The sequence below is a fragment of the Streptomyces lydicus genome (assembly GCF_001729485.1).
Taxonomy (GTDB): domain Bacteria; phylum Actinomycetota; class Actinomycetes; order Streptomycetales; family Streptomycetaceae; genus Streptomyces; species Streptomyces lydicus_D.
Map to the genome: position 1 here is coordinate 6,118,830 of NZ_CP017157.1, position 23,479 is coordinate 6,142,308.

General features: G+C 72.4%; 19 protein-coding genes. 15 read left to right on the top strand and 4 right to left on the bottom strand.

All coding sequences use genetic code 11. The features are described 5' to 3' along the window. Positions 1 to 2 precede the first annotated feature (2 nt). From SL103_RS26555 to SL103_RS26565, 3 genes are read left to right on the top strand one after another with little or no spacing between them, the layout of a single operon-like run. Entirely contained in the window at positions 3 to 1,310 is a 1,308-nt protein-coding gene (locus tag SL103_RS26555; RefSeq protein WP_069571455.1) for a PLP-dependent aminotransferase family protein, read from the top strand. Positions 1,311 to 1,322: 12 nt separating this feature from the next. Continuing rightward, on the top strand, positions 1,323 to 2,393 hold the full coding sequence (gene hppD, locus SL103_RS26560) for a 4-hydroxyphenylpyruvate dioxygenase (RefSeq protein ID WP_069571457.1): 1,071 nt from the start codon (positions 1,323 to 1,325) through the stop codon (positions 2,391 to 2,393). Beyond that, positions 2,390 to 3,487 carry an alpha-hydroxy acid oxidase gene (locus SL103_RS26565; protein WP_069571458.1) on the top strand — a complete coding sequence of 366 codons (1,098 nt, stop codon included), beginning with the start codon at positions 2,390 to 2,392 and terminating at the stop codon, positions 3,485 to 3,487. Before hppD ends, SL103_RS26565 begins: the two co-directional genes overlap by 4 nt. An 18-nt stretch (positions 3,488 to 3,505) precedes the next feature. On the opposite strand, the gene SL103_RS26570 is transcribed toward SL103_RS26565, so the two are convergent. Then, positions 3,506 to 4,534, bottom strand: a complete 1,029-nt coding sequence (locus SL103_RS26570; protein WP_079145999.1) for a LuxR C-terminal-related transcriptional regulator — start codon at positions 4,532 to 4,534, stop codon at positions 3,506 to 3,508. Between the two features lie 125 nt (positions 4,535 to 4,659). On the opposite strand from SL103_RS26570, the gene SL103_RS26575 reads away from it, so the two are divergent. From SL103_RS26575 to SL103_RS26595, 5 genes are all read left to right on the top strand, one after another. Then, the gene (locus SL103_RS26575) at positions 4,660 to 4,830 is read left to right on the top strand and encodes a hypothetical protein (protein ID WP_164492902.1); all 171 of its coding nucleotides are present in this window, start codon (positions 4,660 to 4,662) and stop codon (positions 4,828 to 4,830) included. A gap of 137 nt (positions 4,831 to 4,967) precedes the next feature. Next, on the top strand, positions 4,968 to 5,615 hold the full coding sequence (locus SL103_RS26580) for an LmbU family transcriptional regulator (protein WP_279631174.1): 648 nt from the start codon (positions 4,968 to 4,970) through the stop codon (positions 5,613 to 5,615). A gap of 91 nt (positions 5,616 to 5,706) precedes the next feature. Further along, positions 5,707 to 6,735 carry a TauD/TfdA family dioxygenase gene (locus SL103_RS26585; RefSeq protein WP_432215407.1) on the top strand — a complete coding sequence of 343 codons (1,029 nt, stop codon included), beginning with the start codon at positions 5,707 to 5,709 and terminating at the stop codon, positions 6,733 to 6,735. A 56-nt stretch (positions 6,736 to 6,791) separates the two neighbouring features. Next, a complete protein-coding gene (locus SL103_RS26590; RefSeq protein WP_069571462.1) occupies positions 6,792 to 8,591 on the top strand; it encodes a non-ribosomal peptide synthetase in 1,800 nt (599 codons plus the stop codon). Positions 8,592 to 8,652: 61 nt separating this feature from the next. Beyond that, positions 8,653 to 9,399, top strand: a complete 747-nt coding sequence (locus SL103_RS26595) for a thioesterase II family protein (RefSeq protein ID WP_069571464.1) — start codon at positions 8,653 to 8,655, stop codon at positions 9,397 to 9,399. 6 nt (positions 9,400 to 9,405) lie between these two features. On the opposite strand, the gene SL103_RS26600 is transcribed toward SL103_RS26595, so the two are convergent. Continuing rightward, complete coding sequence (locus tag SL103_RS26600; protein ID WP_069571466.1) at positions 9,406 to 10,662, bottom strand: hypothetical protein; 1,257 nt, start codon at positions 10,660 to 10,662, stop codon at positions 9,406 to 9,408. 250 nt (positions 10,663 to 10,912) lie between these two features. On the opposite strand from SL103_RS26600, the gene SL103_RS26605 reads away from it, so the two are divergent. The 6 genes from SL103_RS26605 to SL103_RS26630 all read left to right on the top strand — a co-directional run bounded on the left by SL103_RS26605 (position 10,913) and on the right by SL103_RS26630 (position 19,111). Next, positions 10,913 to 12,883, top strand: a complete 1,971-nt coding sequence (locus SL103_RS26605) for a B12-binding domain-containing radical SAM protein (RefSeq protein WP_208869960.1) — start codon at positions 10,913 to 10,915, stop codon at positions 12,881 to 12,883. A 186-nt stretch (positions 12,884 to 13,069) separates the two neighbouring features. Next, on the top strand, positions 13,070 to 14,275 hold the full coding sequence (locus SL103_RS26610) for a cytochrome P450 (RefSeq protein ID WP_069571468.1): 1,206 nt from the start codon (positions 13,070 to 13,072) through the stop codon (positions 14,273 to 14,275). Positions 14,276 to 14,462: 187 nt separating this feature from the next. After that, positions 14,463 to 15,515 (top strand): type III polyketide synthase, encoded by a 1,053-nt coding sequence (locus tag SL103_RS26615; RefSeq protein ID WP_069571469.1) that lies wholly within the window; start codon positions 14,463 to 14,465, stop codon positions 15,513 to 15,515. A gap of 192 nt (positions 15,516 to 15,707) precedes the next feature. Beyond that, positions 15,708 to 17,603 (top strand): molecular chaperone DnaK, encoded by a 1,896-nt coding sequence (gene dnaK / locus SL103_RS26620; RefSeq protein ID WP_069571471.1) that lies wholly within the window; start codon positions 15,708 to 15,710, stop codon positions 17,601 to 17,603. Continuing rightward, positions 17,600 to 18,169, top strand: coding sequence for a nucleotide exchange factor GrpE (gene grpE, locus SL103_RS26625; protein WP_069571473.1), 570 nt, complete (start codon positions 17,600 to 17,602; stop codon positions 18,167 to 18,169). Before dnaK ends, grpE begins: the two co-directional genes overlap by 4 nt. A 180-nt stretch (positions 18,170 to 18,349) precedes the next feature. Then, entirely contained in the window at positions 18,350 to 19,111 is a 762-nt protein-coding gene (locus SL103_RS26630) for a GNAT family N-acetyltransferase (protein WP_069571475.1), read from the top strand. 78 nt (positions 19,112 to 19,189) lie between these two features. Here SL103_RS26630 and SL103_RS26635 read toward each other — a convergent pair whose 3' ends face one another. Beyond that, the gene (locus SL103_RS26635) at positions 19,190 to 21,055 is read right to left on the bottom strand and encodes a trypsin-like serine peptidase (RefSeq protein WP_069571477.1); all 1,866 of its coding nucleotides are present in this window, start codon (positions 21,053 to 21,055) and stop codon (positions 19,190 to 19,192) included. 271 nt (positions 21,056 to 21,326) lie between these two features. Between SL103_RS26635 and SL103_RS26640 the strand changes: the two genes are divergently transcribed. Further along, positions 21,327 to 22,772 carry a glyceraldehyde-3-phosphate dehydrogenase gene (locus SL103_RS26640; RefSeq protein WP_069571479.1) on the top strand — a complete coding sequence of 482 codons (1,446 nt, stop codon included), beginning with the start codon at positions 21,327 to 21,329 and terminating at the stop codon, positions 22,770 to 22,772. A 90-nt stretch (positions 22,773 to 22,862) separates the two neighbouring features. On the opposite strand, the gene SL103_RS26645 is transcribed toward SL103_RS26640, so the two are convergent. Then, complete coding sequence (locus tag SL103_RS26645) at positions 22,863 to 23,411, bottom strand: FABP family protein (protein WP_069571481.1); 549 nt, start codon at positions 23,409 to 23,411, stop codon at positions 22,863 to 22,865. Between the last annotated feature and the right edge of the window lie 68 nt (positions 23,412 to 23,479).

Sequence of the window (23,479 nt, forward strand, 5' to 3'; positions counted from 1 at the left end):
CGGTGGACCTGGAACTCCCCGGTCTGCACGGGTCGCTGGGCTCGCCGGTCATCGAGTCGATGAACTTCCTCAACGAGGTGGCCCAGCAGTACCCGGACGCCCTGTCGTTCGCGGCCGGGCGACCGTACGAGGGCTTCTTCGACATCGGGGCGGTGCACCGCTATCTGGACCGGTTCGTGGCGCACGTCCGCGCCGGGGCCGGCGGCGACGAGGCGCGGGTGCGCCGCACGCTGCTCCAGTACGGCCGCACCAAGGGGATCATTCACGACCTGGTGGCGAAGAACCTCCGGATCGACGAGGGCATCGAGGCCGACCCGGAATCGATCGTGGTGACGGTCGGCTGCCAGGAGGCGCTGTTCCTGACCCTGCGGGCGCTGCGCCGGACCGAGCGGGACGCCGTACTGGCCGTCATCCCCTGCTACGTCGGCCTGTCGGGGGCCGCCGAACTCGCCGACCTGCCGGTCCTGCCGGTCGCGAACTCGGCGGACGGCATCGACCTGGACGACCTGGTGCGGACCGTGGAGCGGGCGAAGGCGGACGGTCTGCGGCCGCGGGCCCTGTACGTGGTCCCCGACTTCGCCAACCCCTCGGGCATCAGCATGCCCCGGGACACCCGTGAACGGCTGCTGGCGCTGGCCGAGGAGCACGGCTTCCTGCTGCTGGAGGACAACCCCTACGGGCTGTTCCACGGGACGGCCGGGCGGCCCCCGGCGCTGAAGGCGCTGGACTCCGCGCGGCAGGTCGTCTACCTGGGGTCGTACGCCAAGACGGGCCTCCCCGGGGCACGCATCGGCTTCGTCGTCGCGGACCAGCCGGTGACGGGGGCGGGCCCGGAGTCCGGCGGGCGGCAGTCGCTCGCCGACCAGCTCGCCAAGATCAAGAGCATGCTGACGGTGAACACCCCGCCGCTCGCCCAGGCCGTCCTCGGCGGCAAGCTGCTCACCCACGACTGCGACCTGCGGGCCGCCAACACCCGCGAGGCACAGGTCTACCGGGACAACCTCCGGCACGTGCTGGACGGGCTGGCCGAGCACTTCCCGCCCGGCAGCTCACCCGAGGTCACCTGGAACGCGCCCACCGGCGGCTTCTTCGTCGTCCTGACCCTTCCGTTCGCCGCCGATGACGCGCTGCTCGCCCTGTCGGCCCGCAAGCACAAGGTGCTCTGGACCCCGCTCCACCACTTCTACGGCGACGGTGCGGCCCGCCGGCAGATCCGGCTGTCCTTCAGCCAGCTGACCCCGGACGAGATCCGCGAGGGCCTGCACCGGCTGGCCGCCTTCATCGGTGAGCTGAGCGCCCACCACCCTTAAGGAGACTCCCGGATGACCCACGCCGACGGCCCCCTCCAGGGGCTCGCCATCGATCACCTCGGCTTCGCGGTCCGCGACCTCGCCGAGGCCGCCGAGCCGTTCACCGCACGCTACGGATTCGGCGTCCTGGCCGGGCCGGACGCCGTCGGCACGCCCGGCGGCGGCGCCCGTTCGCTGGCCGTGGGCGCCGACCGCATCCGGCTCGTGCTGACCGCCGCCGAGGACCCCGACCACCCCGCGGCCCGCTACGTCGAGCGGCACGGCGACGGGATCTGCGACATCGCGCTGAGCACGGCGGACGCCGCCGGCGCGTTCGCCGAGGCGGTGCGGCGGGGCGCCGAGCCGCTGGCCGGGCCGGCCGAGCGGGGCGGTGTCCTGACCGCCTCGGTCGCCGGGTTCGGCGATGTGGCGCACACCTTCGTGCAGCGCACCGCCGCGGCCGGTCCGGTGCCGGCGGCCGGCCGGCCCGCCCCCCTGGAGAGGGGGCTGCACGCGGTCGACCACATCGCGGTGTGCCTGGAGCCGGGGCGGCTGGGGCCCACCGTCGAGTACTACGAGCGCGCCCTGGGCTTCGCCGCGGTGTTCACCGAGCGCATCATCGTCGGCGCCCAGGCGATGGACTCGATCGTGGTGCAGAACGACGCCGGCACGGTCACCCTCACCCTGATCGAACCGGACACCACCCGGTCCCCGGGCCAGATCGACCGGTTCCTCACGGCGCACGGCGGGGCGGGGGTCCAGCACGTCGCCTTCACCTCGGACGACATCGTCGGTTCCGTGGGGCGGCTGGCGTCCCGCGGCATCGGCTTCCTGGACACCCCGAGCACCTACTACGACCTGATACCCGGCCGGCTGACGCTGTCCCGGCACTCCGTCGACGAACTGCGCGACCTGAACATCCTGGTCGACGCGGACCAGGACGGCCAGCTGCTGCAGATCTTCACCCGCTCCGAACACCCCCGCGGCACGCTGTTCTTCGAGGTCATCGAGCGGCTCGGGGCCCGCACGTTCGGCAGTGGCAACATCAAGGCGCTGTACGAGGCCGTCGAGCTGCAGGAGAACAGGTCGGGTGCCACGCGGTGAGCGCGCCGGCCGCGGCGGAGCCGCTGTGCCTTGCCGACGTCGAGCGCGCGGCGGCGGCCGTACTCCCGGCTGCCGTACGGGACTTCGTGGCCGGCGGCAGCGGTGACGAGTCCGCCCAGGCCGCCAACCGCACCGCCCTGGACCGGGTCCGGCTGGTGCCGCGGGTGCTGACCGCGGTGGCGGAGCCGGACTGCGCGGTGGACCTGGTGGGCACGGCCGCCGCGCTGCCGGTCGCCGTCGCGCCGATGGCCTACCACCGGCTGCTGCACCCCGACGGCGAGCTCGCCACCGCCCGGGCGGCCCGTGCGGCGGGCGTGCCCTTCGTGGTCAGCACGCTCAGCAGCTGCCCGGTCGAGGAGATCGCGGCCGAGGGCGCGGACCTCTGGTTCCAGCTGTACTGGCTGCGGGACCGCGGCCGGGTGCGCGCGCTGGTGCGCCGGGCCGAGGCGGCCGGCTGCCGGGCGCTCGTGGTGACCGTGGACGTGCCGGTGATGGGCCGGCGGCTGCGCGACATCCGCAATGCGTTCGGCCTGCCGGAGTCGGTCACCGCGGCCCATCTCACCGGCGGCGCGGCCTCGTTGGCGCACGAGCGGCGGGCCGGGCGCTCGGCGGTCGCCACGCACACCGGGTCGGCCTTCGAACCGGCGCTGGGCTGGGCGGACGTGGCCTGGCTGCGGGAGCACACCCGGCTGCCGCTGGTGCTGAAGGGCGTGCTCGATCCCCGGGACGCCGTACAGGCGGCCGGGGCGGGCGTGGACGCGGTGGTGGTGTCCAACCACGGCGGGCGCCAACTGGCGGGCGCGGTACCGAGCGTGACGGCGCTGGCGCCGGTGGTGGACGCGGTGGCCGGGCGCTGCCGGGTGCTGCTGGACAGCGGGATCCGCGGCGGCACCGACGTCCTGCGGGCGCTGGCGCTGGGTGCCGAGGGGGTGCTGCTGGGCCGCCCGCTGCTGTGGGGGCTGGCGCTGGACGGAGCGGCCGGGGCCGAGCTGGTGCTGCGCCTGCTGCACACCGAATTCCGGGAGGCGCTGCTGCTGTCGGGCTGCCGGGACGCCGCTGCCGCCCGCGGGCTGGGCACCGTGACCCTGGCCTGACCGAGGCGCCGGGCCGGTTCAGAAGCGGCGTCCCGGCGGGGCGAGCCGGGCCGGTTCGCCGCGCCGGAGCAGCCCGGAGGTCGCCAGCAGGTAGCCGAGCTGGGCCCGGCTGCCGCTGCCCAGTTGCCGGGAGACCCGGCTGATGTGGTTGGCCACGCTGCGGCGGCTCATCCCCATCCGGCGGGCGATGGAGTCGTCGGTCTCCCCGGACACCACGGCCTGCAGTATCGCCCGCTGGACGTCGGAGATGATCAGCGGGGACCGGGCCGGTACGCCGCCCGTCCCGACCGGCACCGAACGGGCCCAGGCGTTGTCGAAGAGCACGGCCAGGAAGCGCAGCAGCGCGGGGTGCCGGATCTGCAGCGCGCCGTCGCTGCGCTCCTCGGAGGTGGGGATGAACGCCACCTCCCGGTCACAGATGATCATCCGCTCGAACACCTCGACCAGGGTGTGCACCTCGGCACCGGCCGCGGTGACCTTCTCGATGTAGGCGAGCGTCGGGGCGTGGGAGCGCACGGTGTGCTGGTAGAGCGTCCGCTGCCGGACGCCGCGCGCGAGCATCCGCACATCGCGCTCCAGCGCCTCGCCCAGCAGGTGCGCGGGCCGCCCGCCGCCGGGCTGGGCGGTCAGGAGTTCCTCACGGCAGCCGTCCACGGCGGCTTCCAGGGCGTTGCTGATGACCTGGGCGCCGGTGAGGACGGTGAGGGTGGGCTGCTCGTGCATCCTGGCGTCGTCGTAGGTTCTGGTGAAGACGGTCAGCATGGCTTGAACGGAGCGGTAGGTCCGCTGCTGGTCGGCGATCGCCTCCTCGATCGGGCGCAGCGCCGCGATCGCCGCGGCCTCGGGCGGCACGGCGGTGGTGGCGCCCGGCGCCCCGGGGTCGTCGGCGACGAGTCCGAGCGCGCGCAGGCACGGTGGCGCGGCGTCCTGGCAGGCCGTCCCCTCGCGCAGAACGCGCCGGTAGAAGCTCAGCGCGTCACCACAAACACGGCCCGGGAGTAATTCACCCCCATTGCACCGGCATCGACCCAGTTCTCCATCGTTCACAAGTGTGCAGGTTACATTCGTGCACCCCTTGTGCAGACCATCGATCCGGCCAGGCCGAAGAGGATTGTCCGAGGCGCCAGCCACATCCTTGGCCGCACAATGGGGGACCACAAATGCGTCGCATCATGCGCGTTCTTTCCGTCGCCGCTGCCCTGGCCACCGCCGTCGGATACGGAATTGATCAGTCCGGTCCCACCGCCGAGAGCGCCGACTCCCTCAACCCCGCGGCTTCCGGAGCCTTTTACGGCGATTCGGCCTGGGGCCGGACCATGACGCCGTACACCGGGCCGTTCTGAGGCCCCGTTCGAGCAATTCCTGGACTTGCGTTCACCTCAGTCGTGTGCTGGGTCCACGGGCCGACCGTCCCGTGACCCGCCGCGGATGCGCCGGTGCCGGTCGGCCCGGTCGGAAGCAACTGCACCGAGGAGAAGCTTTGAGCACATCGTCCGCAGCCCTGGGCACCCCACCGCGTTCCGGGCCGGCCGGGGAACGTCGCTCGGCACCGCACCGGCAGAACGCCCGCAACGGTGTCCTCGTGACCCGCGTCGGCCTCCAGATACCGTCCGCGCTCAGCTACGACACCTGGGAGAGCGCGGGCCGCCGGATCTCGGCCGTCGCCAACTCGTCCGCCTGGTGCCTGGGCGACTGGCTGGTCTACGGCCAGTGGCGCTACACCGACCGCTACCGCAGGGCCGTCGACGCGGTCGGCCTCGACTACCAGACGTTGCGCAACTACGCGTGGGTGGCGCGGCGGTTCGAGGTGTCCCGCCGGCGGGACACCCTCAGCTTCAACCACCATGCGGAGGTGGCGTCCCTGCTGCCCCATGAGCAAGACTACTGGCTCGACAGGGCCCAGGAACTCGGCTGGTCACGCAATCAGTTGCGGGCGAACGTGCGGGGTGCCAGGGAGGAAGAGCCGGACGCCGCCCGTAAGACGGCCTCCGTCGGGATACAGCTCACGCCGGAGCGCATCGCCCGCTACCGCGCCGCCGCCGAGCGGAGCGACAGCAGCCTCGAATCCTGGATGGTCGACCGCCTGGACCTCGCGGCCAACACCGCGCTCGGCGGTCACGGCGGCTGACCCCCGGGGCGGGCCGTACCGCCTTCCCGTCCCCGTCGCGTGGTCGTCCTCGCTGAGTGGTCCGTCCTCACGGAGTGAAAGGTGCTGATCGATCGTGAAACGTGCCGACGCGCCGGATGTCCCGTCGCTCACCTGGGAAGTCCTCCCCGGCAGACCCGCCCGGACCCGCGTCCCGGAGTTCACCGACGCGGCCGCCGCCCGCGGCTGGCTGGCCGCGGCCCGCCCCGCCCTCACCCGGGCCCTGCACACCCACGGCGCGGTCCTGCTTCGCGGGCTCCCGCTGGCGGGGACCGGCGATGTCGCCGAGGTGCGCGACGTGCTCATCCCCGAGCCCACCCCGTACCGCGAGAAGGCCACCCCGCGCAGCGACTTCGGCCGGGGCGTGTACTCCTCCACGGACCTGCCGGCCGCCCAGCGGATCCATCTGCACAACGAGAACAGCTACACCCTGACCTTTCCCGGCCTGCTGCTCTTCGCCTGCCTGGTGGCCCCCGACGAGGGCGGCGCCACACCGGTCGCCGACTGCCGCGCGGTGCTCGGGGCGCTGCCGCCGCACCTGGTGGCGAAGATGCGCGCCACCGGCTGGCTGCTGCGCCGCAGCTACTCCGACCTGGTCTCCACCGACTGGCGGAGCGCCTTCGGCTCCGACGACCCCGGCGAGGTGGCGCGCTACTGCACGGACAACCTGATCGCGCACGACTGGCGGGAGGAGGGGCAGCTGCGGACCGGCCAGGTGCGGCCCGGCATCATCAGCCACCCGGCGACCGGGGAGGAGGTCTGGTTCAACCACCTCGTCTTCTGGAACGAGTGGTCGCTGGACGAGGAACTCCGGGAGACCCTGGTCGACGAGTTCGGGCCGGACGGCCTGCCCTTCAACACCGCCTTCGGCGACGGCACCGCGCTGACCAGGGAGGACCTGGCGGCCATCCAGGCCGCCTACGACGCGGCGACGGTCCGCGAGCCCTGGCGGCCCGGCGATCTGCTGCTCGTCGACAACATCCTGACCGCGCACGGCCGGGACCCGTTCCGCGGGGACCGCACCATCGCGGTGGCCATGGGAGCGCCCGTCGAGCTGTCCGACTGCCGTCCCACCGTCCCGCCCGCCGCCGCGTTCGCCTGACGGCACCGGCCGACCGCCGCACCCACCCCACCTCCGCCGGCACAAGGAGCTTGTCCATGGAGTCCGTTCAGGCTGACCCCGGTCGGGAGCCCCTCGACGCGCTGGTGCGCTTCCGGCGGGCGGTCCGCGCGCACCCGGACCGGATCGCGGTACGCGCCGGCGAGGAGACGCTGACCTTCACCGAACTCGACCGCCGTACCGGCGCGCTGGCCGGCGAGCTGACGTCGCTCGGTGTGGCACGCGGCGACCGGATCGGTGTCGCGCTCGGCCGCGGCGCCGGGCTCGTGGTCGCGCTGCTGGCGGTCTGGCGGGCGGGCGCCGCGTACGTCCCGCTGGACCCGCAATACCCGCCCGAACGGCTGGAGTTCATGTCCCGGGACGCCGGGATACGGGCACTGATCGCGACGGCGGGCGCCGTGCCGCACGCGTCCGGTGTGCCGCGGCTCGGTGAGCCGCGGCCCGCGGCGCCGGCCGACGACGGCCCCGGCGCGCCGGCCGCTCCCGCGCCGGACCCCCGCGACCCCGCGTACGTGCTCTACACCTCTGGCTCGACCGGCCGGCCCAAGGGCGTCGAGGTGTCCCGCGGCGGGGTCGCGGCGCTGCTGGCCGCGCTGGAGGAGGCCGGGGTGTACGGTCCCCGGCCGCGGGTGGTCGCCTGGAACGCCAGCGTCTCCTTCGACGCGTCCGTCCAGCAGTGGGCGCGGGTGTGCCGGGGCGACACCGTGGTGGTGCTGTCCGACGAGGACCGCAAGGACCCGGCCCGGCTCGCCGCCCTGCTCGACGCGCACGGGGTGGACGACCTCGATCTGACGCCCTCCCACTGGGAGTTGCTGCGCACCGCCCTCGGCGCGCCCCGGGCCGGTGGCCGTACGCTGCGGCTGTTCATGGGCGGTGAGGCGGTGCCCGCGCGGACCTGGCGCGAGATCGCCGGGTCGGCCGGCCTGGAGGGCTGGAACCTCTACGGCCCGACCGAATGCACGGTCGACGCCACCGCCGCCCGGATCACCGGCGACACCCCGCACCTCGGCGACGCCCTGCCCGGGGGCCGGCTGTACGTGCTCGACGACGGACTGCGGCCGGTGCCTGACGGCGGCGAGGGGGAGCTGTACCTCGCGGGACCGCGGCTGGCCCACGGCTACGCCGGCCGGCCGGGCCTGACCGCGGAGCGCTTCGTCGCCGACCCGTTCGGCCCGGCCGGTACGCGGATGTACCGGACCGGTGACCGGGTACGGCGCCGGGCCGACGGCACCCTGGCGTACCTGGGACGGGCCGACCGGCAGGTCAAGTTCCGGGGCTTCCGGATGGAGCCCGGCGAGATCGAGGCCGTGCTGTGCGCGCACCGGGACGTCTCCGCCGCCGCCGTCGTGGTCCGGGACCAAGGCCCGGCGGGCGAACGGCTGGTGGCGTACTGCGTACCGGCCGGCGGCGCGGTGCTCTCCGCCGCGCGGCTGCGGGAGCACGCCGCGGCGGCGCTGCCCGACTTCATGGTGCCCTCGGACTGGGTACCGCTCGACGCGCTGCCGCTGACGCCCAACGGCAAGCTCGACACCGCCGCGCTGCCGCAGCCCCCGGACGGCGACGGGCCGGCGGAACGTGCGGCGGCCGAACCGGACGGCCCGTTCGAGGAGCTGATCGCCGAGGTGTGGTCGGAGGTGCTGGGGCGGCGCCGGATCAGCGCCGAGGACGACTTCTTCGCCCTGGGCGGGCACTCGCTGATGGCGCTGCGGGTGGTGGGGCGCCTCAAGCGGAACCTGGGGGTGGTGATCTCGGTCAAGGAGGTCTACCGGCACCCGCGGCTGCGGGACCTGGCCCGTCACGTGGCGAGCCACAACGCACCGAACGCGCCGCCCCGTTGACGATGTTTGCCGCCGCCCCTCCCGTCCCCCTCCCCCGCTGCCGAGAAGAGAGACGCCGCCCATGCAGGACACCGTCGTGGTCCGCCCCCAGCAGGTCCCCGCGGCCACCAGGCGGCTGATCTGCCTGGGCTTCTGCGGCGGCGGGGCCGGCTCGTACCTCGCCTGGACGGAGGTGATGCCGCCCGGCACGGAGCTGGCGGCCGTCTGCTACCCGGGCCGGGAGGGCCGCTTCGCGGAGGAATTCGCCGACGACTGGGACGCGTTGGCCGCCGACGCGGTGGCCGCGGTGCGGTCCGCGGCGGATCTTCCGTACGTCCTCTTCGGCCACAGCATGGGCGGCTGGATGGCCTTCGACGTCGCCGCCCGGATCGAGGAGCAGGGGGGCCCGCTCCCGGAGGCCGTGGTGGTCTCCTCGGCCAACGCCCCCAGCCGGGGCCTCACCCCGCAGGACATGTTCCCCGCGCAGTCGCAGTCCGACGACGAACTCATGGACTGGATGACGACGTACGGGCTGATGCCGGAGCATGTGCTCGGCGACCCGGATCTGAGCGAGATCGCCGTGGAGCTGATGCGGGCCGACCTGCGCGTCCGCGACTCCTTCCACCACCGGCAGGGCGCGACGGTCGGCGTCCCGGTGCAGGTCCTCACCGGCGCCGACGACGAGGTGATCGACCCGCGGACCACGCAGCAGTGGCGGACGCTGGCGCGGGGCGCCTTCCGCCACGACGAACTGCCGGGCGGGCACTTCTACACCCCCGACGTCTGGCAGCACCTGCCGTCCCGGATCGCCGCCCTGGCGCCGCGTTGAGGACCGCTAGGAAGGGGTCCGCTGCTCGGCCGGGGCGGGGCCCTTCCGTACGGCAGCGGTGCGGCCCGGCGGCCGGGCCGGGGTACGGCTGCGGGAACGGGCCAGGCGCAGCTCGCCGACCGCGCTGGCCGCGGTGAGCAGGAGGGTCAGCAGCACCCCGGCGAGGATCGCCGCGGCGGGCGTCGCGACGCCCAGCACCGCTCCGGACAGCGAGGCGCTGGCGGCGTAGCCGGCGCCGACGACGGAGTACATCATCGAGTAGCCCGCGGCCAGGGCACTCTGCGGCAGCACCGCGCGCAGCCCCAGCGCCCGGGTCACCTGCACCCCCGCCTGCAGCAGCCCGGCGACGGCGAGCGCCGCCGCGATGGCGCCGAGCGACGGCAGCAGCGCGGCCGCGGCCACGCAGCCCGTGACGCCCAGCAGCAGCACCAGGCTCTGGGTGCCGATCCGGCCCGGCCAGCTGCGCAGTCCGTAGAGCAGCGCACCGGCCGCCGCCGCGAGCGAGTAGCCGGCCAGCAGCGGCCCGGCCCAGCCGACCGCGAGGGCGCGCTGCTCCAGGAGCGCGGGCAGCACCAGCTCCGCGAGCGCGAGCAGCGACATGGCTGCCGCGCCGGACACGTACACCGGCCAGGCGGCGACGAGGGTACGCAGCATCGAGACGCCGCCGCGGTCGGACACGTCCGCCGCCCAGCCGCCCGGCAGGGCCCACAGCCCGGCGACCGCCAGCGCCATCAGCGCCGCCGCCAGCAGCAGCGGGGCGTACGGGGCCAGGCCGAACGCCAGGGCGCTCGCCGCGGCCGGTGCGGCGGCCCACACCGCGTAGTTCAAGGTGGCCTCCGCGCTCAGCGCCTTGGCGACGAGTCCGGGCTCGACGTGCTCGGTCAGCAGGGCGCGCAGCCCGCCCGGGGACGCGGCCGGCGCCGCGCCGGCCAGCAGCGCGAACACCCCGAGCAGTACGTCGGGGGCCCCGGGCAGCAGGCCGAGTCCCGCGAAGGCCGCCGCCCCCGCGCCCAGCCCGCCGGCCAGGTGCCGCCGGGCGCGGTCCGGCCGCAGCCTCGCCCCCAGCAGCGCCGCGCCGATAACCTCACCCACCACGTACACCGCCGCGAGTTCGGCGCCGAGGACATATCCGCCGGGCCGTTCCCGGACGAGGAAGACGAGCGCCAGCGGCGCCATCGCCACCGGCAGGCGCGCCGCGACGGCGACCGCGGCCCAGCTCAGCACCGGCCGGGTGAGGAGTGCGCGATAGGTGTTCCCTGCCATCCAGGGACTGTAAGTCCGCCGGGAAAAGCCGGACAAGCGGATTGTGCCGCGCCCCGCGACGAGGAAACCGGGCGGCCGCGGCGGGGCCGCGGAAAGGTTGCCGTGGCTCACGGGGCGGTGGATTACTTTCCTGCATCGCGCCGCGTCGGCAAGCCGGCCGTCCGGCCCGCCGCCACCCGTGCGCCGACGGGGACGGACGCGCAGGCCCGCATGGCTCATCTCGGAGTTGACCACCCCTCGGGAGTTACGCATGCTCGCAAGCCAGACGGTCGTTCATGATTTCTTCCGCACCGCCGCGGCCATGACTGCGGACGCCGCCCGGGAATTGATGCAGCTGCGCGAGAACCGGATCGCCGGACTGGTCGCACGGACGGGCTGCGCCACACCGGACGACGTGCCCTGGCACGCCCGCAGTTTCCCGCTGCTCGCGGCGCTCGCCCCGGTCATGACCTCACCCGAGGGGGAAATCACCTACCCCGGTGACCCCATGTGTCTCTACGCCGCGCTCAGCGTCCCCGTCGACAGCGCGCTGCGTTCCGCCCGGCGCGGGCCGGGAACGGAGGCGCCGTTCAGCGATCTGTGTCCCGACTGGGGCACGCCGCCGCAGAAGAGCCACCGGCTGAGCGCGGAACACGGCCTGCCCTCGCAGCGGGTGAGCGCCGGCACCTCGGACTCCACGGTGTTCGACCCCCGGGTGTGGGACGCCGAGGCCCGGGCGGAACTGCGGGCCGAGGTGCGCCGACGCCGGCCGCGGGTCTTCCTCGTCAGCACGGTGTCCCCCGGCCACCGCTACGCGCTGGAGATGGCGCGCATCGTCAAGGACGAAATGCCCGACTGCCTGGTGGTGTTCGGCGGCCGGCACATGGACGAGACGATGACGTATTCCGCCGCGCGGCGCGCCGTCGTCCTGGAGTACAGCAGCACGCTGCGGGCCGTCGCCGACCGGCGCACCGACGCGGTCGTCGACTTCTGCGTCAGCGGTGAGGGCCACTTCGCGCTGGACCTGCTGATGAAGGCGATCGCGCTGGCCATGGACCTGGACCGCACCCGGGCCACCGTGCCGGAGGTGGTCCGCGTGCTGCGGCTGCTCGGCGCCGCGGGCGTGCGGGTGCCGGGCAACTCCCTGCTGTGTGCCGTGGACGGGTCGACGGTGCACGCCTTTCCCGTCGCGGGTGAGAAGTTCGACCTGGCCGAACTGCCCTCGTCCTACCAGGGGTTCGCGATCCGCTCGCGCTTCCCGGTCTTTCCGCTGCCGGACGGCACCCCGGCCCGCACGGCCCACATGACGGTGTCCAACGCCTGCCCGTACCACTGCGACTTCTGCTCCGAGTCCGCGCTGGTCGTCGGCGGGCTGAAGCGCTTCCGGGGCTCCCCGGCGGAGACCGCCCTGGAGCGGCTCTGCGAATACGTCAGTTACGGGGCGCAGGCCGTCTTCTTCGACGACTCGATCTTCTGGACCGGGTCCTTCCCGCTGATGCGGGAGTTCTGCGCACTGCTGCACGCGGCCCGTACCGTCGAGGGACCGGAGAAGCTCCCCGAGGGCTGCCGCCGGTGGATCACCGACGAGGGGGACTGGGAGCGGCTGCGCAACCTCCAGTTCGGCTGCCAGGTGACCGCGGACCTGCTGACCACGCTCCACAAGGAGCAGGAGGTGCGGGACATGCTGGCGGCGTTGCGGGACGCCGGGTGCAGCTATCTCTACATGGGCATCGAGAGCATGTCGACGGAGGTCATGCAACATGTGCACAAGAACATCCGGCGGCTGACCGACTTCCCCTGGAAGGCGAAGGTGCGTACGGCCCTGGAGCGCGTCCGGGACGCCGGCATCCCGGTCGGCAGCTCGGTGCTCTTCGGCCTGGAGGGCGAGACCCGGGCGACCATCGAGGAGACCGTGCACGAGGTCGGAGCGCTGGTCGACGACGGGCTCATCGTGCTCGCCAGTCCCAACATCCTCACCTATCACCCGGCCACGAAGATCACCCGCGCCCACGGCATGCACGACAAGCTCGACTACCACTCCCCCGACATCGCCAACCGGGCGCCGTACATCTTCTTCGAGGAGGCGTTCCCCGGAGTCGTCTCCCGGCGCCTGTCCGAGGACGACATCTGGTTCATCCACGAGGAGACCGCCAGGCGCTGGGGCGCCATCCGCAACTCGGCGGAGCCCGACGCCAGGAGGAGCGAGCAGCTGGACCGGAGGGAGCGGGCCGGCACGGTGTGACAGCGAGTGACCCCGCCACCCGATTGGCGCAACCCGCTGACCGGCCACGCGGGCCGACGGACGCCCTGATGGGCGGTGGGAGCGGCACTTCCGGCACCCCCGGCCGGATCACGATGGAGATGCCGTTATATGACCTTTGAACCAGGATTTCACCTGAAAAGGTGCGGTCTCACTTCGGAGGTCACCATGGAACGCGGTCCCACCGTCCACCACTGCCCGTTCGACTACGCAGAGGGGATCGAGTTCGACCCCACGCTCCGGCACCTGCTGACCGAGGAGCCCGTCGCCCGCATCAAACTGCCGTACGGCGAGGGCGAGGCGTGGCTGGTCACCCGCTACGACGACGTCCGCACGGTCACCACCGACCGGCGCTTCAGCCGGCACGCCGTCGTCGGCCGGGACTTCCCCCGGATGACGCCCGAACCGATCGTCCAGGACGAGGCGATCAACGTGATGGACCCGCCCGCCAGCAGCCGCCTGCGGAGCCTGGTCTCCAAGGCGTTCGCCCCGCGCCACGTGGAGCGCATGCGGGTCCGCACCCGGCACGTCGTGGACGAGCTGCTGGACCGGATGGCCGAGCACGGCTCGCCGGCCGACCTGATGGAGAGCCTGGCCTCCCCGCTTCCGCTGACCACGATCTGCGAGGTCCTCGACATTCCCGAGGAGGACCGCAACCGGCTGCGCGGGCACGCCCGGACGATGATGAACACCGGCCTCGACAACCGGGACAACGCGGTGCGCGCCAAGGCCGACATGCGTGCCTACTTCCAGGAGCTGACCGCGCAGCGGCGCCGCGCCCCGGGGGACGACCTGATCAGCGCCCTGGCCACGGCGCGGGACGGCGACGAGATCCTCAACGACAAGGAACTCACCGTCATGGCCATGGTGCTGCTGATCACCGGCCAGGACACCACCACGTACGAAATCGCCAACCTCAGCTACCTGCTGCTCACCCGGCCGGCAGAGCTGGCCGCGGTGCGCGAGCGGCCCGAGACGCTGCCGCAGGCGATCCAGGAAATGCTGCGTTTCATTCCCTTCCGAAAGGGCGTCGGTATTCCCCGGGTCGCCCTGGAGGATGTGGAATTGAGCGGCGTACAGATCCGGAAGGGAGACATCGTGCATGTTTCCTATCTGACGGCGAATCGCGACCCGGAGAAGTTCGAACGGGCCGACGAGCTCGATCTGGAACGCCAGGGCCCGAATCACATGACCTTCGGCTGGGGCGGACACCACTGCCTGGGCGCGCCGCTGGCCATCACCGAACTCGAAGTCGCCCTGGGCGCTCTCCTGGAGCGTTTCCCGGACCTGAGGCTGGCCAAGCCGGCCGACGAAGTGCCCTGGAACAGGACGGCGATCTGGCGTTATCCGGTTGAGCTGCCGGTCGCGTGGTGACGCCGGGAGACAGTCGGCGGCATGCGGACGACCACCGCCTGACTTACCGTTGTTCGGACAGTTCGAGCGGTTCGGACAAGAAATCCACCGGTTCGGGGAGAGCTCGTTCTTCGAAGGCGGGTCCGCCGATTCCCATGCGGCGCAGTTCGTGCGCCGGGCGGACCACAGTCGGCAAGGAGTGAATCCCATGGCGGTTCTGTGCAAACCGGCGATAGCCGTTCCTGAATACATCATCACCCAGGACGACACCCTCGAACTCGCACGGCGGCTGCACAAGGATCATTCGCAGCTGAGGCTGGTCCTCCGGCTGATCGAGCACACCGGCGTGCTCAAACGGCATCTGATCCAGCCGATCGACAAGGTCCTCAAACACCCGGGCCTGGACGCCCGCAGCGCGGTCTACGAGCAGGAGTCCAAGGCCCGCGTGCCCGCCGTGGTGCGCCAGGCGCTGGACCAGGCCGAGTTGGAGGCCCGGCAGATCGACCTGATCGTCTACGTCTCCTGCACCGGGTTCATGATGCCGTCGCTGACCGCGTGGCTCATCAACACCCTGGGCTTCCGGTCGGAGACCCGGCAGATACCGATAGCGCAGCTCGGCTGTGCCGCCGGCGGCGCCGCGATCAACCGGGCGCACGACTTCTGCAGGGCGTACCCGGACGCCAACGTGCTGATCGTCGCCTGCGAGTTCTGCTCGCTGTGCTACCAGCCCACCGACCTGGGAGTGGGCTCCCTGCTGTCGAACGGGCTGTTCGGCGACGCGATCGCCGCCGCCGTGGTCCGGGGCCGGGGCGGCACCGGCGTCCGCCTGGAACGCAACGGTTCGTACCTCATCCCGCACACCGAGGACTGGATCTCCTACGCGGTGCGCTCCACCGGATTCCACTTCCTGCTGGACAAGCGGGTCCCCGGCACCATGGAGCCGCTCGCCCCGGCGCTGCGCGCGGTCGCCGACCAGCAGCGGTGGAACGCGGGCGAACTGGACTTCTACCTCGTCCACGCGGGCGGACCGCGCATCCTGGACGACCTCAGCCGCTTCCTGGAGGTCCCTCCCGAGGCGTTCCGCTTCAGCCGCGCGACGCTGACCGAGTACGGCAACATCGCCAGTGCGGTGGTGCTCGACGCCCTGGGCCGCATGTTCGAGGAGGAGTCGCCGCGCGAAGGTCACCGCGGCCTGCTGGCCGGCTTCGGTCCGGGCATCACCGCGGAGATGGCACTGGGCACCTGGACGGCGGCCGCGTGACCGCGTGACCCTCGGCCAGGCAACCACCCAGATGCGACAAAACATGCCATCTTGACAGTCGACCCGGCGCGATCTATTCAGGTGGTGGAGGCGGCTCACGTCCGTATCCGCAGGTGAGAGGGGCCCGGCCGCGGCCCGGGCCCGCGGGCCCGCTCCCGGCGGCGGAGCGGGCCGCGAGGTGAGGAGCGGACCATGGCACGTGCAGTGGGAATTGACCTCGGTACGACGAACTCGGTGGTCAGTGTGCTGGAGGGCGGTGAGCCCACGGTCATCACCAACGCCGAGGGGGCCCGGACCACCCCGTCGGTGGTCGGGTTCGCCAAGGGCGGCGACGTGCTGGTGGGCGAGATCGCCAAGCGCCAGGCGGTCACCAACGTCGAGCGCACCGCGCGGTCGGTCAAGCGGCACATGGGCGAGGGGGCCTGGCGCTTCCCGGACAGCGGCGACATCGACGGCAAGCGGTACACCGCCCAGGAGATCTCCGCACGGGTCCTGCAGAAGCTCAAGCGCGACGCCGAGCAGTACCTGGGCGAGGACGTCACGGACGCCGTGGTCACCGTCCCGGCGTACTTCAACGACGCCCAGCGCACCGCGACCAAGGAGGCCGGGGAGATCGCCGGCCTGAAGGTCCTGCGGATCGTCAACGAGCCCACCGCGGCCGCCCTGGCCTACGGCCTGGACAAGGAGAGCGACCAGACCATCCTGGTCTTCGACCTCGGCGGCGGCACCTTCGACGTCTCGCTGCTGGAGATCGGCGACGGCGTCGTCGAGGTCAAGGCCACCAACGGCGACACGCATCTGGGCGGCGACGACTGGGACCAGCGGATCGTGGAGCACCTGACCACCCAGTTCAAGAACGCGTACGGCATCGACCTGTCCCAGGACAAGATGGCCACCCAGCGCCTGCGGGAGGCCGCCGAGAAGGCCAAGATCGAGCTGTCGTCCGCCACCGAGACGACGATCAACCTTCCCTACCTCAGCGCCTCCGCCGAGGGCCCGCTGCACCTGGACGAAAAGCTCACCCGCTCGCAGTTCCAGCAGCTCACCGCGGACCTCCTGGAGCGCTGCAAGACCCCGTTCCACAACGCGGTCAGGGACGCCGGGATCAAGGTCTCGGACGTCAACCACGTCATCCTGGTCGGCGGCTCGACGCGGATGCCCGCGGTGACCGAGCTGGTCAGGGAGCTGACCGGGAAGGACCCGCACAAGGGCGTCAACCCGGACGAGGTCGTCGCCATCGGCGCCAGCCTGCAGGCCGGTGTCCTCAAGGGCGAGGTCAAGGACGTCCTCCTGCTGGACGTCACCCCGCTGTCCCTCGGCATCGAGACCAAGGGCGGCATCATGACCAAGCTCATCGAGCGCAACACCACGATCCCGACCAAGCGCTCCGAGATCTTCACCACGGCCGAGGACAACCAGGCGTCCGTGCAGATCCAGGTCTTCCAGGGCGAGCGCGAGATCGCGGCGTACAACAAGAAGCTCGGGATGTTCCAGCTGACCGGTCTGCCGCCGGCGCCCCGCGGCGTCCCGCAGATCGAGGTCTCCTTCGACATCGACGCCAACGGCATCATGCACGTCACGGCCAAGGACCTGGGCACCGGCAAGGAGCAGAAGATGACCGTCACCGGCGGCTCCTCGCTGCCGAAGGACGACATCGACCGGATGGTCCGCGACGCGGAGGAGTACGCGGACGAGGACCGCCGCCGCCGGGAGGCCGCCGAGACCCGCAACCAGGCCGAGCAGCTCGTCTACCAGACCGAGAAGTTCCTCAAGGACAACGAGGAGAAGGTCCCCGGCGAGGTCAAGACCGAGGTCGAGACCGCCGTCGCCGAGCTCAAGGAGAAGCTCAAGAGCGCTTCCGGCGACGGCGACCACACCGCCGAGCTGCGCACCGCCACCGAGAAGCTCGCGACCGTGTCCCAGAAGCTCGGCCAGGCCATGTACGCCGACACCCAGGCCACCCAGTCGTCCGCCACGGGCGGCACCGAAGGCGCCGGGGACGGCGAGCAGGCCCGGTCCGACGCCGCCGATGACGTCGTCGACGCGGAGATCGTCGACGACGACAAACGGGAGGGAGGCACACGATGAACCGCCCGCCCCATGTCCACGGCTTCCCCCGTCCGCCGCTCGCCCTCGTCGGCCACGAACACCCCGTGGGCGGCAGCGGCACCTCGCCCGCCCACCCCGGCACCGCGCCCCCCGGGTCCGCCCCCGGCGAGGCCGCGGACGCCGCGCTCCGCGCCGAGCTGCGCGAGCGCACCGCCGACCTGCAGCGCCTGAAGGCCGAGTACGACAACTACCGCAAGCGCGTGCGGCGCGACCGGCAGGCCGTCGCCGAGATCGCCGTCTCCAACGTCCTGTCCCGGCTCCTGCCCGTCCTGGACGCGCTCGCCGAGGCGACGGCCCAGGGCGAGGTGACGGACGGCTTCGCGCGGGTGGCCCGGGCCCTGGAGACGGAGCTGGGGTCCCTGGGCCTGCAGAGCGTCGCCGCCCCCGGCACCCCCTTCGACCCCACCCTCCACGAGGCCGTCACCTGCACCCACACCGACCGCGTCACCTGCCCCACGTGCGCGGCGGTGCTGCGCCAGGGCTACCGGGTGGGCGGGCAGCTGCTGCGTCCCGCGGAGGTCGTGGTCGCGGCCCCGGACCGCTGACGGCGGGAGGATTTGCACCGGGCCCGGGGCGGTGTGCCAGAGTGGACAGTCCGGTCGGTCCACCGCCTGTGGTGCGCTGCCGCCGGGCCCCTCCCCCCACATCGACGACGCCGGCCCGGCTGTGTCCGGACCGGCCGCCGTCGGCTCCGTACACCCCTCCTCCGTCTTCCCCTGAGAGCGATGCAGGCAACGACTCTTGTCCCCCGGACCTCGGATCTGTTCAGCCAGGGCCTGGAGCGCCGGACCGGTGCCGCCCTGCTGCGTTTCGGCGCCGCACGACCCCGCCCGGCCGGCCGCATCAGCTGGTCCGGCGACGGCGCGGCGGCCTGGCTCGACGACTCCCGCGGGCACGTGTGGAGCGTCGGCGAGCCCGTCGCGGCGGCCGGCCTCATCCTGCGCGCCGCCCAGGGATTTCCCGAACGCGTACGGGAGTTCACCGGGCCCCGCGGCACCGACGCGCTGGTCGGCCGCCATCTGACGGTGACCGGCCGGGTCGAGTGGATCTTCCGCTGGACCGTGGAGGAGCCCGCCGTCCACCCGGCGGAGCACCGCGTGGTCGTCCTCGGCGACGAGCACCACGACGAGCTGCTCGCCTTCCTCAACCGGCACAGCCCGGCCCATTCGACCGGCCCCGGTTCCGCCGACGTGAGCCTGTGGGCCGCGATCCGCGGCGCGGACGGGGAGCTGGTGGCCTGCGGCGCCCTGAGCAGCCTGCGCGACAGTGGTGCCCCCCTGATGGCGTCCGTCGCCACCGACGCCCGCCGGCGCGGCCAGGGCCTCGGCGCGGGGCTCACCTCCTGGCTGACCCGCCACGCGGTACGCCGCCACGGCTTCTGCACCCTGTGGCAGCTCGCCGACAACGCCCCGGCCGAACGGCTCTACAGCCGCCTCGGCTACCGCAACGAGGACCCGTGCGTGTCCGCCCGGATCGGCTCGTCCTGACGGCCGGCGCGCCCCCGGAACAGCACGGTGCCCTCCGCTTCCGTGACCGGAAGGGGAGGGCACCGCGAGCCGCGTCGGTCAGCTGAGCTGCGGCAGCACGAGCACGCGCTCACGCCCCAGCGACGTCATCGTGCTGTCCCCGTTCAGGGCGACCTTGCCGGCGGGCCAGCGGGCGACCACGTCGTCCTGGCGGGTGCCGCCGCCGAACGCGCCGACGGCGACCAGGCCGCTGTTGCGCCAGGCGGACTCGGCGGGCCGCAGCCGGTGCTCGGCCTTGAGGCCCTTGGCGGCGAGGTTCTCGTACACGGTGACCTCCCCGTCCGACCACCGCACGAGCAGGTCCTGGTCGCCGGCCGCGGTCCCGAAGTTCCCGGCGGCGAGATCACGGGCGTGCGTCCAGGTGGTGTTCTTCGCGGCGAGCTGCTTCGCGGCGTGCAGGCCCTTGCCGTCGACGTTGGTGTAGAGGGTCATCCCGCCGTCGGCCCACCGCACCACCAGGTCGTCGCGCCGCGTGTTGCCGCCGCCGAACCGTCCGGCGGCGAGGCCGGCTGCCTGCGTCCAGGTCCCGTTGGGCCCCTTGAGCTGCACCTCGTTGCTGAGCTTGGTGGTCTCGTTGACGTCCTTGAAGAGACTCAGCCGGCCGTTGGCCCACCGCACGAGGAGGTCGTCGCTGCCGTTGCCGGTGAAGTCGCCGGCGGTGACCGCCTTCGCCTGCTTCCACGCCTCGTTCTTCTTGATCAGCTGGATGTCCTTGCGGAAGCCGTACGCGCCGTTGCCGGGGTAGAGCGAGACCTCGCCGTCGGACCAGCGCACGACCAGGTCACCGGTGTTGTTCCGCACCGAGTCCGAGTGGAACCGGCCGGCGGTCACGCCCATGGCGTGCAGCCAGGTGGAGGCGTCGCCGAGCGGGCTGACGGTGTCCGGCGGTGCGTCGCCGACCGCCTGGTCGTAGAGCCGCCGGACATCGCCGTCGAACTGCGAGGAGTAGGAGACGTCGTCGCGCGTCCCGCCGGTCTTGTAGCCGCCGATGGCGCCGACCAGGTCCCCGCGGCTGCCGTCGAAGTTCTCCAGGAACGGGCCGCCACTGACGCCCGAGCGGAAGCCGGCACAGGTGATCTCCATGAACCGGTTCTGGAAGGCGACGGTGTCGTTCCGGCACTGCACCGCGGTCTTCTGGCCGCCGGGGTATCCGGTCAGCGTCACCTCGCGGCGCGCCAGCTTGGCGGCCGGCACGGACGTCAGGCTGTTGCCCCGTCCGACGGCGTCCTCCAGCAGCTGCCCCTGGGAGTTGGGACCGACCCGCAGGAAGGCGAAGTCCACGTCGTCACTGGGCGACGGGCCGAGGTACCGTCCGTCGATCCAGACCTTCCCCGCCTGCAGCGGGAAGATCCCGTACGGCGTCTCCCCCGCCTGCCCGTCCTGCGAGGCGCCGGTGCGGTAGCCCGGCACGAACGCGACGTTGCGGTAGGGCTTGTCGCCCTTCAGGCAGTGCGCCGCGGTCAGGATCAGGCTCTTGGTCGGCGAGGTCACCGCACTGGCACTGCAGAACTGGTTCGGCGTCGGCGAGCCGTCGTCGCTGCGGATCAGGAACACCCCGACCGTGGCGACCCCCGAGTCGGCCGGGTGGCTCGGCACCGCCGCCGACCTGCGGCCGGTGACACCGGACCGCTGCGGCGCGCCCTGGCCCTTCGCCTCCTGCACCACGTCCAACGGGACGGCACTGCGGATGCGCTCGGGAGTCCAGTAGCGCTCCGTCTCCTCGGCCTTGGTGATCTCTTCCCGGGTCACGCCCTTGGAGGGATCCACCGGGCCGGCCGAGGGGCCGGCGAGTGCGTCCGGGGAGCCGGCCGGCTCCCCGTCGCGAGCGGCGAGAGCCGGAACGGCGAGCACGATCGAGGCGCATGCGCCGAGGGCGGCGGCGCGCGCCCAGGGTATTCGTTTCATGGACCTGTCCGTCGGAGGGATGAAACCTGTCGGGGCTCCCGCGTCGTACCCCCGGCGCTGCGTCCTCCGGGCCGGAGCGCCCCCGTGATCTTACGACCGCCAGGCGCCCCCATTCGCACGCCCTTTCGGCCAAAATGCGGGCAAATACCGCTAAAAACAAAGCCCTACATCCCGCCCGAGAGCCTGCCGGGCCCCTCAATCGACACCGTTTGAACGATCAAAACGGGAGGGGGTTAGCATATGAGCGCCGCCTAGCTCGAAAGATAAACCTGTGACTGTCAAAGACGACTCGTTCACCAACTGGAAGAACCGCGAGGAGATCGCGGAGTCGATGATCCCGATCATCGGGAAGATGCACAGGGAGCGGGACGTCACCGTCCTGCTCCACAGCCGCTCCTTGGTGAACAAGTCGGTGGTGAGCATCCTCAAGACCCACCGGTTCGCCCGCCAGATCGCCGGCGAGGAACTGTCGGTCACCGAGACCATGCCGTTCCTGCAGGCGCTGGCCGCGCTCGACCTCGGCCCGTCGCAGATCGACATCGGCCTGCTCGCCGAGGCGCACCGGGCCGACGACCGGGGTCTCTCGGTCGAGGAGTTCACCGCCGAGGCCGTCTCCGGCGCCACGGGTGAGAACAAGATCGAGCGCCGCCAGGCGCGTGACGTCGTCCTCTACGGCTTCGGCCGCATCGGCCGCCTCGTCGCCCGCCTGCTCATCGAGAAGGCCGGCTCCGGTAACGGACTGCGGCTGCGCGCCATCGTCGTCCGCGGCGGTGGGGACCAGGACCTCGTGAAGCGTGCCTCGCTGCTGCGCCGCGACTCCATCCACGGTCAGTTCAACGGCACGATCACGGTCGACGAGGCGAACAGCACGATCGTCGCCAACGGCAACGAGATCAAGGTCATCTACGCCAACGACCCGTCCGAGGTCGACTACACGGCGTACGGCATCAACGACGCCATCCTGATCGACAACACCGGCAAGTGGCGCGACCGCGAGGGGCTGTCGAAGCACCTCCGTCCCGGCATCGAGAAGGTCGTCCTGACCGCGCCGGGCAAGGGCGATGTCCCGAACATCGTGCACGGCGTCAACCACCACACCATCAAGCCGGACGAGCAGATCCTGTCCTGCGCGTCCTGCACCACCAACGCGATCGTCCCGCCGCTGAAGGCGATGGACGACGAGTACGGTGTGCTGCGCGGCCATGTGGAGACCGTCCACTCGTTCACCAACGACCAGAACCTGCTGGACAACTACCACAAGGCCGACCGCCGCGGCCGCTCCGCGCCGCTCAACATGGTCATCACCGAGACCGGCGCCGCCTCGGCCGTCGCCAAGGCGCTGCCCGACCTCAAGGCACCGATCACCGGCAGCTCGATCCGCGTGCCCGTGCCGGACGTCTCGATCGCGATCCTCAGCCTGCGCCTCGGCCGCGAGACCACCCGCGAGGAGGTCCTCGACCACCTCCGCGACATCTCGCTGAACTCGCCGCTCAAGCGCCAGATCGACTTCACCACCGCCCCCGACGCCGTCTCCATGGACTTTGTCGGCTCGCGCCACGCCTCCATCGTGGACGCCGGCGCCACCAAGGTCGACGGCGACAACGCGATCCTCTACCTCTGGTACGACAACGAGTTCGGCTACTCCTGCCAGGTCATCCGCGTCGTCCAGCACGTCTCCGGCGTCGAGTACCCGACGTACCCGGCACCGGCGGTCTGATCGCGCCTGATCCCCGCGTCGGCCCGGCCCCGCACCGCTCCCGCCTCAGGCGGGGGAACGCGGGTCCGGGCCGAAGTGCGTCCCGCGGCCTCATCCCCGGTCCTCCCGCCGCAGCCGCGCCGACAGGTGGTGCTGGAGCGGCCGGCCGACCGCCGCGAGGTCGTGGACGTAGGTGAGGGTGCCCTCGTCGGTCAGCGTGTAGCGGCGGTGGGTGGCGCTGACCTCCTTGGCGGTCGGTGCGGACGCCACCTGATGGGTGGTGAGGTCGACCACGCCGTCGGCCGCGTGGCCGACCAGGATCTCCGCGATGCCGGTGGGCTGGGTGATCAGTGCCTCCACCCGCCCCTCCGGCTGCACCCGCCACCAGCCGCTCTCCCTGGCCGACGGCCGCAGCGGAACGTCGTCCGCGTCGAGCAGCCAGGCGCGCGCCTCGTAGTGGAGGAAGGGTCGCCCGTCGTGCCGGAAGGTGACCTCCTGGGCATACGAGAAGTCCTCGTCGAGCGTCGGGTACCCGCCCCGGCCCCGCCCGGCCCAGGTGCCCAGGAAGCCGATCAGCGGCCCGAGCAGTGCGTGCGGCGCGGGCGCCGCGTCCGCGCGAAGCGCATCGGGAAACGGGGGCTTGCGTACGGGCTCGGACATGCTGCGCGCTCCTGGGGTGTGCGGTGGGTGACGGGTGACGGGTGACGGGTGACGGGTGACGGGTGACG